Origin of the sequence: Psychrobacter sp. 28M-43 (genome assembly GCF_014770435.1) — a bacterium.
Taxonomy (GTDB): Bacteria; Pseudomonadota; Gammaproteobacteria; order Pseudomonadales; family Moraxellaceae; genus Psychrobacter.
The window spans coordinates 230727-243499 of record NZ_CP061739.1 but is presented as its reverse complement, the minus strand read 5'-3'; the positions used below and the strand labels follow the sequence as shown (position 1 = coordinate 243499).

At 43.5% G+C, this 12773-nt stretch carries 11 protein-coding genes; 6 read left to right on the top strand and 5 right to left on the bottom strand.

The annotated features are described in order from the left end of the window. Window positions 1–90: 90 nt before the first annotated feature. The gene (locus IEE84_RS01070; RefSeq protein ID WP_191114589.1) at window positions 91–1056 is read left to right on the top strand and encodes a pirin family protein; all 966 of its coding nucleotides are present in this window, start codon (window positions 91–93) and stop codon (window positions 1054–1056) included. An 87-nt stretch (window positions 1057–1143) separates the two neighbouring features. Here the strand turns inward: IEE84_RS01070 and nemA are convergent, their stop codons facing one another. Continuing rightward, window positions 1144–2247, bottom strand: a complete 1104-nt coding sequence (gene nemA / locus IEE84_RS01065) for an alkene reductase (protein WP_191114588.1) — start codon at window positions 2245–2247, stop codon at window positions 1144–1146. Window positions 2248–2497: 250 nt separating this feature from the next. Continuing rightward, window positions 2498–3421, bottom strand: a complete 924-nt coding sequence (locus tag IEE84_RS01060) for a DMT family transporter (RefSeq protein WP_191114587.1) — start codon at window positions 3419–3421, stop codon at window positions 2498–2500. Between the two features lie 603 nt (window positions 3422–4024). Between IEE84_RS01060 and IEE84_RS01055 the strand changes: the two genes are divergently transcribed. The 4 genes from IEE84_RS01055 to IEE84_RS01040 all read left to right on the top strand — a co-directional run bounded on the left by IEE84_RS01055 (window position 4025) and on the right by IEE84_RS01040 (window position 7254). Next, on the top strand, window positions 4025–4438 hold the full coding sequence (locus IEE84_RS01055; protein ID WP_165597771.1) for a hypothetical protein: 414 nt from the start codon (window positions 4025–4027) through the stop codon (window positions 4436–4438). Between the two features lie 287 nt (window positions 4439–4725). Beyond that, window positions 4726–5730, top strand: coding sequence for a lipoate--protein ligase (locus IEE84_RS01050; protein ID WP_191114586.1), 1005 nt, complete (start codon window positions 4726–4728; stop codon window positions 5728–5730). Between the two features lie 210 nt (window positions 5731–5940). Beyond that, window positions 5941–6357 carry a VOC family protein gene (locus IEE84_RS01045; protein ID WP_191114585.1) on the top strand — a complete coding sequence of 139 codons (417 nt, stop codon included), beginning with the start codon at window positions 5941–5943 and terminating at the stop codon, window positions 6355–6357. Window positions 6358–6486: 129 nt separating this feature from the next. Then, window positions 6487–7254: a lysozyme inhibitor LprI family protein gene (locus IEE84_RS01040; RefSeq protein ID WP_191114584.1), complete on the top strand. Its 768-nt coding sequence runs from the start codon at window positions 6487–6489 to the stop codon at window positions 7252–7254. Window positions 7255–7399: 145 nt separating this feature from the next. Here the strand turns inward: IEE84_RS01040 and IEE84_RS01035 are convergent, their stop codons facing one another. Next, complete coding sequence (locus IEE84_RS01035) at window positions 7400–9535, bottom strand: NADPH-dependent 2,4-dienoyl-CoA reductase (RefSeq protein ID WP_191114583.1); 2136 nt, start codon at window positions 9533–9535, stop codon at window positions 7400–7402. A gap of 388 nt (window positions 9536–9923) precedes the next feature. Here IEE84_RS01035 and IEE84_RS01030 point away from each other — a divergent pair, with 388 nt between their 5' ends. Continuing rightward, the gene (locus IEE84_RS01030) at window positions 9924–11588 is read left to right on the top strand and encodes an AMP-binding protein (protein ID WP_191114582.1); all 1665 of its coding nucleotides are present in this window, start codon (window positions 9924–9926) and stop codon (window positions 11586–11588) included. A gap of 107 nt (window positions 11589–11695) precedes the next feature. Here the strand turns inward: IEE84_RS01030 and IEE84_RS01025 are convergent, their stop codons facing one another. Beyond that, window positions 11696–12115: a DUF6691 family protein gene (locus IEE84_RS01025; RefSeq protein WP_191114581.1), complete on the bottom strand. Its 420-nt coding sequence runs from the start codon at window positions 12113–12115 to the stop codon at window positions 11696–11698. A gap of 98 nt (window positions 12116–12213) precedes the next feature. Continuing rightward, window positions 12214–12651, bottom strand: coding sequence for a YeeE/YedE family protein (locus tag IEE84_RS01020; protein WP_191114580.1), 438 nt, complete (start codon window positions 12649–12651; stop codon window positions 12214–12216). Between the last annotated feature and the right edge of the window lie 122 nt (window positions 12652–12773).

The following is a 12773-nucleotide window of genomic DNA, read 5'->3' as shown; positions in this document are numbered from 1 at the left end:
AAACACAACATAAGTCTATTTTTATAGTAGAATTAACCTAAGGCATTCATCCTATTGATAGTAATGCCACTTAGACTTATGAGGTAATCCATGCGTCCAATCAAGCATATTCATGGTGATAAAAAGCCGCATTGGGTAGGTGACGGTTTTTTTGTAAAAACCCTAATCAATCATCTCGATGACAATCCTGATTTCAACTATAGCCATACCGATCCTTTTTTACTATTTGACTACGGTAAGCCTACGACCTTTTCACCCAATCCTGATTATAAGCTGCAACCGCATGGTGTTGGACTGCATCCACACAAAGGTTTTGAAACCGTAACCATCGCTTATTCAGGTGAGATTAGTCATGCAGACTCGACAGGTGGGCGCGGCGATATTTTAGAAGGTGATGTACAGTGGATGACTGCGGGTCGCGGTATTCTGCACGAAGAGTTCCACTCTGAAGCCTTTGGTCAACGTGGCGGCGTCTTTAGCATGGTGCAGTTATGGGTCAACTTGCCAAGCGCCTACAAACTGACCGACCCCAAATATCAATCTATCAAACGTGCTGACATGCCTATCGTTGATCTGATAGACGATAGCGACGAGCAAACTGTCATCGGCCAAGCTGCCATTATTGCCGGTGACTGGCATGGGATAACGGGAGCAGCAACGACCTTTACGCCAGTCAATATGTGGGATATTGAGCTACATACAGCAGGTACAACCACGCTACAAGCGCCGAAAACGCACAACACCCTACTGCTGGTACAAGAAGGTCAAGTATTGGTCAACGGTACAGCCGTCAGCGCAGGGAGTTTGATAGAATTTTCAGCGCCTATTCGAAATCATGTAGGCACTCAATCTGAACATCCATCATCACCTGCTACTGATACTATCGAATTGACCTACCCTACAACTAGCGATGACGACACTCCTATCAAATTGCTACTGCTAAGCGGCGAGCCAATCGGTGAGCCAGTCGCAGGTCATGGCCCCTTTGTCATGAATACTCAAGAAGAACTACGTCAAACCTTTCGTGATTATCAAATAGGCATTTTCGGTAAATAATGAAAATCTACGCATAAAAAAAGCCGCTCAACTATCGATAGTTAAGCGGCTTTTTTATGTTGCGTTATTTAGCCAAAAATCCAACTATTACGCTTGGTCTAAAAATGGATAGTCGGTATAACCTTCAGCACCGCCACCATAGAAAGACTCTGGATGCTGCTCATTGAGTGGCGCGCCTTTTTGGATACGCTCAGCCAAGTCAGGGTTGGCGATATAGTCACGGCCAAAGGCAACAGCATCAATATAGCCCGCTTTTACATTTTGCTCTGCTTTTTCGGCAGTGTAGCCACCAGCTGCGATAATCATTTGATCAAAAGCCGCACGCACACGCTTACGGAAGTCTTCGCTATACGGCGTACCACCTGCCCAATCTGGCTCTGACAGATGCAGATACATGATTCCGCGTTTGTTAATCTGCTCAATCATCCAGATATTTTCGTCTTCGTTATATCCAGCTTCTACGTTGTTGAACGTACCAAGTGGTGAAATACGAATACCAACATGATCTGCATCCCAAGCGTCTACGCACGCATCGATAACATCAAGCGTCAAGCGTGCACGGTTTTCGCGGCTACCGCCGTATTCATCATCACGTTGGTTGGTTTGCTCAACCCAGAACTGATGCAATAGGTAACCGTGAGCACCATGAATCTCTACACCATCAAAACCCGCTTCTTTAGCGTTCTTAGTTGCTTGACCAAAGTCAGCGATAACTTGCTTGATTTCTTCAAGTGTGGCTGGACGAGGCGGCGTTGCATCTACACGAATGGCTTGGTTATCGCTGTCACGTAGCGAGGTACGTACACCAACATCAACGTTAGAAGCAGAGATAGGCGCTTTGCCGTCTGGCTGTACGCTCTCATGAGAGACTAGGCCCGTGTGCCATAGCTGTACTACGATTTTGCCACCTTTAGCATGGACATTGTCCACGATGGTTTTCCACGCAGTGATTTGGTCCGTGGTATGAACGCCTGGCGCGCCAGCATAGCCTTTCGCTTGGAAAGATACTTGCGTTGCCTCAGTGATTACCAAGCCAGAACCTGCACGCTGTGAATAATATTCGCTTGCAAGTGCTGTTGGTACATCACTTGGCTCAACCGAACGCAGACGCGTCAACGGTGCCATAATGATGCGGTTTTTTAGGGTTTGGGTACCCATTTCGACGGTTTCAAATAAATTATCGTGTGCCATAAAAAGCCCTGTTTATTGTTTTAAACCTTACTATCGGGTTTACTATTATTGGTAATAAATAGCACTTATATTAGTAGGTAGCACTTAGCTATCGTTCTATAATTTGCGAAGTACGCTACTCATAAGCCGAGTTCTTTATAGGGGGCAAATGCGATTATTCCAAGCAATATTTACAAACAGAAACACCAACATTTAGATATTCGAATCTTTGTAATTACAGGCTACAAAGACAGTTTACCGTAGCTTAAACTCACGTCGCCCGCGTGGGATTCTTTGGTTGTAGCATCTTTTTCACAGACAGCTCTAATGACAAATATGTACCAAACAATATCACCATTGAACCGATGATGGCTTGGATATTTAAGGCTTCACCAAGCAGTAGATACCCTAAAATAATAGCGAAAATTGGAATAACCAAAGTAATACTAGTGGCACGCGTCGGGCCAATGTTTTTAATCAGCTGATTCATAAAGATAAGCGCAATGGCTGTCGAAAATACACCGATACAGATCACTGATACCCACGCCTTTATGCTGATATCTTTACCATAAGGGAACTCATTAAAAGCCACAGGCAGCATAATGATACTACCGATAATGAGTGAGCCTGCGGTGATAGCGACTGGCGATACTTCGTACAGATAGTTTTTGGTGATGTTGGCCCCAAGCGCATAACCTACACAAGCTAATAGCGCGTAGCCCATTGGTAATAGACCTTCGACCAACCCTTTGCCTGGCTCACCGCCACCAAATAAGCTTTCGCTCATCAGTATGATTACCCCAATCACTCCGATGACCAAACCGAGTGCTTGTTTTTTTGATAGCCTATCTTTAAAGAAGACTCTAGCGATAAAACCACTCATCATCGGCACAGAGGCATTTAGTACGGCTAGCACGCCTGCGTTCACTGACTGCGCGGAAAACGAGAACAACACAAAAGGCAGTGCTGCTGAAAACAAGCCAACGAGCGCTAGCATTTTCCAATGCTCCTTGATGCCTACTCTGTTTTTCTTATTTAATAATACAAATACCAACATGACCAATCCGGCGAATATCACACGCAAACTGGCGAATGCCAATGAGCCAAACTCAGGGACACCAATACGATAAAAAACGAAAGAGAGTGACCACATAAAAGAGAGCGTCACAAAGATGATGAGGTCACGGTTGGTCATTGGTTAATCCTATTAAGCGCTTAGACTGCGTTTGCCAACTCGTGTCGGTCATAAGCGTCTGATGCGTTGTAAAAATTATCATGTAATTAAAAACTCATGATGATAACTTTTTAATTGTTTGATGGGTAATTTTTTATAAAATTTATAGTGAGTTTTTATCCATTTATTAATTTTTTAGTACAGTTTCAAGGTTTTCACCTTTTGATAATTTATAAATTTGGTCAAATCCCTTTTAGTAAGCACCATACAGCAAGCAGCGCTGATCCTATATTTCTTATACTTTAGCTTATTCCAACGCCTTTCTATTCACATACTAAAGAACTCCAAAGTCATCCTTAAGTAAACAATCAGCTCAATATCTACAAAAATAGATTCACGGTCATAGTAAACCCTGCTTATATCACTACCTTATAACAGCTACTCTTAATAATACTGATGTTAAAAGTAGCTTTAATACATCAGTTCAAGATTTTCTTAAAATATATTAGTTGATATTTGTTTACTAATTTTCTACTATCTACAAGGTATTGGTTAGTATTTGGCAATACAAAAAATAGATGGCAAACATCATTAGTAGGATTTATAAATTATTGAGGAATGGTTATGAAAAGGATAGCGTTATTTATCGGTATGATATCAGTTGCAACGGCCGGTTTTTGCGGGGTTGGTCAGTTCTCAGATGAGACCACTTGCTATGTCTATAAGCAAGATAAACTGCAAAAAAAGCTAAACTGTCAGTATGAGGGCGCTGAGGGTGCAGCGATGAGTTATAGTTTTAGACAGGTCTCCTATAACCTGCCAGGATTTGGCAAAATGGCAACCTCTACCAGCGCAAACTATAATGACCGTAATGAAGTGACTGGATGGACGACCACCGTCAATGACGAGCCCGCGATCATCAGATATCGTCTGCCAACCAATCAGCGTATTGTCAGTGATGCCTATGCGCAGTCTGGTAAAGCGGTTATGCAATGTTATCTTAGTACAAAATCGCAGTGGGAGATTTGTGCTAAATAGAGCAAAGTACTCTCAAGATTTATTGTCTTAAACTGTAATTAAGCTGAGCGTTTTGCTTGGCTTTTATTGCCGTCCGCTAAAACTAAAGCATCAACCTTATCGCCCTCTTCTGTGAAATTTTCTCACCGTTTTCTCTATATACTCAACGTCTTCACCACTGACAAAACCACTGATAAAATCAACCTCCCTGTTGGACAGCCATTGAATTACAACCCTGCATCGGTAAGAATGGTGTTACTTATTCATAAAACCTACTCACCAACCCAGTTTACTAAAGAGTCAAATACATGAAACTGCGCATCCTAAAGTCTGCTGTGACCAATCCTTGGTTTAATCTTGCCACCGAAGATTGGATATTTAATACGCTCAATCCCGACTCTCATACCCTATTTTTATGGCGTAACTCTGAGACCGTGGTTATTGGACGCTCGCAAAATCCATGGGTAGAGTGCAAAACCGATAAGATGGAAGCAGACGATGTATTTTTAGCACGGCGTCAGAGCGGCGGCGGCGCTGTGTTTCACGATTTAGGTAATACCAACTTTACCTTTTTATCGCCCAGTGATGCTTACGACCAAGAAGCAAACTTCATCGTCATCATCAATGCGCTTAAAAAACTCGGCATAGACGCCACGCTGTCTGGTCGTAACGATATGCAGGTCGGCGACCGCAAAATATCGGGCAGCGCATTTAGACATGCAGCCGATCGCAGCTTTCATCATGGCACATTGCTGGTCAATGCCAACATGCAAAAGCTTGGCGACTATCTAAACCCGCATCCATTAAAGCTTAAAGCGAAAGGCATCAAATCTGTGCGTGCTCGCGTGGCAAACTTGGTAGATTTTAATGAGACTATCAATCACGAGATACTGTCTGATGCGATTATCGAAGCGTTCTGTGAATATCATGGAGAGACTGCACAGGTTGAGCAGTTAGATGAAGCCAGCCTTGCCAAGCAGCCGACGCTAAACGCTTACTATCAGCAAATGGCAGATTGGGATTGGCGCTTTGGTAAAACACCTGAGTTTACTCATCATATCGAGACGCGCTTTGATTGGGGCATGATGGATGTGCATATGGATGTGAAGCAGGCAATGATTACCGAAGTTGTCATCTTCTCTGATGCGCTAAATGTTGAGCTTATCGACCTGCTTAAGAATACATTGACTGGCGTTAAATATAATAAGCTTGAGATTAAAAACAAGCTCGATGACCTAGCAAATTCGCAACCTGAATTGGCAGCGCAAGTTAGTGATTTTGAAAAATGGTTAGTTGGAGAGATGGAAGGTTAAGATTTTGCGACATCAGATTTAATCTAGCAAGTATTATAGAGTGTGCTGCTTGCACTGGTTGATAAAAATTTACTGACACAAATGCGCTTTATGTAATTAACGGTATTGATACCATACATACGCCATCTGAGATTTTGTATATTAATGATGCATAACAAGCACCCTACCATTACTCCATTTTTTATGAATAATCAATATTAAGGTATTTTCATGAAGTACTTACATGCAATGATTAGAACCAACAAACTAGAAGAAACGTTATTTTTCTATTGTGACCTTATGGGCTTACAACTGCTAAGAAAGAAAGACTCTGAATCAGGCAGATTCAGCTTATATTTTTTAGCAACGCATGAGGGTGCGCCAGAGATTGAGGTGACACACAACTGGGATGAAAGAGAATATACCAATGGCGATAATTTTGGGCACTTTGCCTTTAGAGTCGATAACATATACGCACAGTGCGACACCTTTATACAGGCAGGGATCGAGATATTAAGACCGCCTAGAGATGGCCATATGGCTTTTGTTAAAGACCCTAATAACATCTCAATTGAGCTGCTACAAAATGGCGAAGACTTAGAACCTATTGAGCCTTGGATTTCGATGGAAAATATTGGCAGTTGGTAGATGAATGAGGCTGGTTAGTTGGGCTAGGATGGATGGACTGATTCGTTTTTTACAGAAAGTGATGATGACACATATATCACGGTTGTAGCTTTCTTAAAATACAATCAAGCTCTAAAAAATGAGGGTAATATGAAAAAGTTATGCATCACTACAATCGGTATTTTAGGCACCTGCCTACTTTCCACTTATGCAAATTCAGCAAGTTTTGATTGCAACAAAGCTGCTAGCTGGGTAGAAAAAACAGTTTGCGACAGTCCTGAGCTTTCTAAGCTTGATAACGTAATGGCAAAGAAGTATAGGACTAATCTCAATAATGCAGCTAACGAAGAAGACAGCAAAAGCTATAAAAACAATGTGATTATAGATCAAAAATTATGGCTGAATTTTCAACGGGATACCTGTAAAAGTGAAGAATGTCTGATACGCGAGTATAAAGAGTATATCGAAGCGCAAAGCAGTTACGGTGTGGCTTGGAATTTTTCAGATGAGTTAAGTCCTTCTGATTTACCGAGAAAAAGTGCCTTTGGTAAGTTTTCTCAAACATCTCAAATCTCAATATATAATTCAGGTACTCAGCGCTGGGAAGATACGGGAGAGGCAAAAAACACGGTATCGATTCATAGTGTCGCTAATAAACCTTATCTTTCTATTATCGAGGGCGTTTTGATTTTTACCAATGCTCATACCTGTGATTTGGGAGAGAGTAAAGCCATATGGTCAGAAAACCATTGGGTCATCAACGATGATCAATCAGATAAAAACGTTGAGCTACGCTTATATCCAGCACTTCATAAGGGTAAAACTCAATTATTATTAAGAGATATGGATGATCAATATAGAAGACTGCATTGTGGTATGCGAGGGTATTTTGACGGGATTGTATTAGAGCGTGAGTAAGTGAACAAAATCACTCTATTCTCTCAAAATAAACATAAGCTGAACTGAATATCCAATTTAATAAGTCAAACTTTCATTCTGAATAAAAAAGGACGGCAAGAGATACCCCCTCGCCGTCCATTATTTAACATTAATGCTAAAGAGTTTAAATCTGAGCAGCGACCTCAGCACCATCACGAATCGCGCGTTTGGCATCTAGTTCAGCTGCTAGCTTAGCACCACCAATTAAGTGGTACTGCGCGTCTGGTGCATCACCAACATTTGGCATCAGCTCAACGACTGACTCTTGACCGGCACAGACAACGACGCTATCGACACGTAATAACTGGCTTTGACCTTGTGGGTTAGTCACCCAGATACCTTCGTTGGTGATTTTGTCATATTGCACACCAGCGACTTGGATCACGCCGTGAGACTTGATATGCGCACGATGTACCCAGCCTGAGGTTTTGTTCAGACCACTACCCAGACGGCCTTTACTACGCTGCATGAGATAAACTTGGCGAATTGGTTTAATCGCTGCTGGTCTGACCAGACCACCATCACTTTGATAGTCGGTATCGTTGGTCACGCCCCACTCTTCGCGCCACTCGCTGATTGACTGTGGCTCAGGGCGATAGCTTGGATCTTTTAGTCCCTCAGGACCAATTTCATCCAGCGACTTACCATGATTGGCTGTCAGATACTCACTTACATCAAAGCCAATACCACCAGCACCGATGACCGCTACTGTGTTACCCACTGCTTTTTCGCCAGATAGCAGCTCAGCATAGCTCATTACTTGTGGCAGCTCAGCACCTTCGAGCTTACCTTCTAGATTCCTCGGTACGACACCCGTTGCCACGATGACATGATGGAACTTAGCCTTTTCAAGCATGTCTTTATCAACTTTGGTGTTCAGTTTAATTTCAACACCTAGATGCTCAAGCTCATTAATATAGTAGCGAATAGTCTCGAAGAACTCTTCTTTACCAGGGATAACTTTAGCGTAGTTAAACTGCCCGCCCAACACATCTTTAGCTTCAAACAGAGTCACGTCATGACCACGTAAAGCGGCCACATGAGCGGCTGACATACCAGCGACACCGCCACCGATGACGGCGACTTTTTTCGGTTTTTTGGTTTTCTTATAGACCAATTCAGTCTCATAACAAGCTTGCGGATTGACCAAACAAGTCGAGCGTTTGTTTTCGAACGTATGGTCGAGGCAGGCTTGGTTACAAGCAATACAGGTGTTAATGCGATCTGTCTGACCGTTTTTGGCTTTATTGACCCAATGCGCATCAGCCAAGAATGGACGCGCCATCTGAATCATATCTGCTTGACCAGTCGCAACGATCTCTTCTGCTGTTTCTGGCATGTTGATACGGTTGGCCGCCATCATCGGGATGCTAATATGCTTTTTGATTTCAGCGGTGAAATCAACGAAAGCGGCTCGTGGTACGCTAGTTACGATAGTCGGAACACGCGCTTCATGCCAGCCAATGCCCGTATTCATGATGGTCACGCCCGCTTCTTCTAGTGCCTTAGCCACGGTGATGACTTCATCCATGACGTTACCGTCTTTGACCAAATCAATCACCGATAAACGGAATAGAATAATAAAATCTTCGCCAGTCGCCTCACGTACCGCTTTGACCACGTCGACAGCGAACTTCATACGTCCATGAATATCACCACCATAAATGTCTTTACGCTTATTCACATGGCTTGATAAAAACTGATTGAGTAGATAACCTTCAGAGCCCATGATTTCGACGCCATCATAGCCTGCTTGCTTGGCAAGTTTGGCTGAGCGAGCATAGTCTTTGACCGTCTGCTCGATGTTTTTGATGCTCATCTTACGCGGTTTAAACGGTGAGATTGGGGATTTAATCGGGCTAGAGGATACGGCGAAAGGATGATAGCCATAGCGACCACTGTGCAATATCTGCATGATGATTTTGCTGTCGTGCTTATGCACAGCACGGGTGACGCGCTGGTGATTGATAACGTCAGCTTTAGTATTCATCGTTCCGCCAGCAGGCAACAACCAACCTTCGCGGTTAGGCGAGATACCGCCAGTAATCATCATTGCCACGCCGCCCTTAGCACGTTCTGCAAAATACGCCGCCAGCTTGCCGTAATTATAAAAACGGTCTTCAAGCCCAGTATGCATTGAGCCCATCACCATACGGTTTTTTAGCGTAGTAAAGCCCAAATCTAGCGGCTCAAATAAATGCGGATAGTGTTCATTGGTGCTAGCGGTTTGGATCGTATTGGCACTATGGCTGGCAGACATATCATTTTCCTTATGAATAGTTTATGAGGCTACTTCTTAAAAACGGCTTTTTAGAATTAATCGGGCTAAGGGTTTAGCATCATCGATATCGTAACACACCGCGATTATTGTCAGCTATGCAGACAAGCGACTGATGAGTGAGCACTATATTAATTGCTATAACGAGCGGGACGGTGTATCAGACGGTACTGTGGTATATGGTTAAGCAAACACCACAAAACCTAGCCAACTTTTGAGGTAGATTATATACCGTTAGCTTAATGTCACCTAAAAATTAGACTAAGGTATAAATCGATAAATATCGATTTATACCTATAACTTCTATGCTAGATTACTGTACTAAAGAACATACTGACGCATTATAGAAATACGATAAAGGACTATCATCATGACAGATTTCCATACAGGTCTCGGCAAAAACGCCGCCAACCATCAACCACTTACCCCTATTGACTTTATCATTCGCAGCGCGCAAGTTTATCCCAATAAGACTGCCATCATTTATGACGACCTAGAACACAACAACCTGACTCAGACATGGCAACAGACTTATAATCGCTGTCGTCAACTGGCTGATGGCCTGCGCAAATTGGGTATCGATAAAAATGACACCGTAGCCGTGATGCTGCCGAACACGCCTGCGATGGTCGAATGTGCCTTTGGTGTGCCGATGTCAGGCGGCGTCCTCTGTACTTTGAACACTCGTCTCGACATCAATGCACTTACCTTTTGTTTGCAGCATTCCGAAGCAAAGGTTTTAATTTTAGATAGCGAATTTGCTGAACATGCTGAGATTATCGATGAGACTTTTCCAGACTTAATCGTCATTCACTCAACGGACAAGGCTGTCGATGTCGAGCGCTTTGGGCACATGAGTTATGAAACATTGGTAGCCAGTTCAGACAGCTTGGATAATTGGGAGATGCCGACAGATGAGTGGGACGCTATTGCGCTGAACTATACCTCTGGGACAACAGGCAAGCCCAAAGGCGTGGTCTATCACCATCGCGGCGCAACTCTCAATGCTATCTCTAATATTTTAGATTGGGACATGCCCAAACACCCGATGTACCTATGGACGCTGCCGCTGTTTCATTGTAACGGTTGGTGCTTTCCGTGGACCATCGCCGAGCGTGCTGGGGTCAATGTATGCTTGAGAAAAATTGATGCTGATTTGATATTGCAGCTGATTGCCAAGCATCAAGTTAACCACTACTGCTCTGCGCCAGTCGTGCACAATATGATTGCAGGCGGCAAACCAGAGTATAAAGATGCTATTACCCATACGGTCAAAGGTTGGGTCGCTGGTGCACCGCCGTCTGAAACCATGCTGGCTGCAATGGAAGCAATGGGCTTTCATATCTCGCATGTCTACGGTCTCACTGAAGTATATGGGCCAGTGACGGTCTGCGCTGAGCAGGAAGAATGGAATGAGCTTGATGTGGCTACCCGTGCCCAAAAGAAATCACGTCAAGGTATGACTTCTCACTTGATGGCAGGGTTTGAGGTGTTTAAGCAAGGTACGACTGAACCAGTCGCCGCTGATGGAGAAGAGATGGGTGAGCTGGCGCTACGTGGCAATATGATAATGAAAGGCTATCTAAAAAGCCGCAAGGCTACCGAAGAAGCATTCGCTGATGGCTGGTTCCGCACAGGCGATTTGGGTGTTAAGTACCCTGATGGCTATATCAAAATCATGGACAGGTTAAAAGATATTATCATCTCAGGCGGTGAGAATATCTCTAGTATCGAGGTAGAAAACGTCTTGTATAAACTACCTGCGATTGAAAGCTGCGCTGTGGTCGCCGCGCCACATGATAAATGGGGTGAAGTGCCTGTCGCCTTTATCGAGATTCACGCTGGCAGCACCTTGCAACGCGATACGGTGATGGAGCATTGTAGTCAGCATCTAGCAGGCTTTAAAGTGCCGAAATATATTGTTTTTGCAGAAATACCAAAGACCAGTACCGGTAAAGTTCAAAAGTTTGAGCTACGCCAAGCGGCAAAGTCATTGGCACACGAAACGCCAAAAGTAACCGCTAGTGCTAAATAAAACGGCGACTTATTAAGTCATATTATTAATTAACACTCATTAAAAAGGTCAGCTATATGTAGCTGACCTTTTTTGAGCGCTCGCCTATTTATATAAAATTGACTATATTAGCCAAGCTTAGGCTCAAGCCACTGATAAACTAGCATTCCTATAATCATCGCAGGGATAAAGACATAGGCTTGCCATTGGCCAGTACCAAGCAATACAATTCCTGGTCCTGGGCAGATACCAACCAACCCCCAGCCGATACCGAACAACATCGCACCGATAAGCAATTTTTTATTAATGACAGTTTTGCTTGGCATATCAATCGGTGTACCAATCCAGCTGCTTTGTTGACGCTTTGCAAATCGCACACCGAAGAAAGCAACGATCAGACCACCGCCCATCACAAGAGCAAGGGAGATATCCCATGCACCAAATACGTCCAAAAACCCTTGTACCTTTATAGGATCGGTCATACCTGACACCAGTAGTCCCAGTCCAAACAGCAGTCCTGCCAGCAATCCGATTATATTTTTTAGCATCGTCGTATCTCGCTATTATTATCTTTTATTAACCATCATATGTCGTTCGCGTATGAACCTGGCCATCAGTCTTCATCTGGCAATCTGCCATGAGTTCGCTATAGTAGGCCTAGTACGTGACGACCGATATAAACGGTCACAATCCCAAACAGCATAAAGGTGACAGTCGCTGCCAATGACCGTGGAGACAGCCGTGCATTACCACAGATACCATGTCCACTCGTGCATCCAGAACCTAAGCGCGTGCCAAAGCCGACCAGTAACCCTGCACCAATCAATAATGGCAAAGAAGTACTGATAGCTACCTCAGGTAGCGGTCTTGCTAACTGATATAGCAGTGGTGAGATGACCAGACCCAGTATAAATAGCACCTGCCACATCTCTACACGCTTGGGTTTTAGTAGGCTTGAAAAGATGCCACTGATACCTGCTATACGGCCAATACCTAGCAGTAAGATAACCGTCGCTACGCCTAGCATCAGACCCCCTACCAAGGAGATCGGCGTAAATGCTTGCCAGTCTATTTGTATGCTCATAACGGACTACCTAATTAAGTTTATTAAATACGTGCTTAAGTATTAATTTATAAAAATACATTATATTATAAAATATAATAAAAAGGTAAAAAAATACTGAACCTAGCATGACACTAATGGTT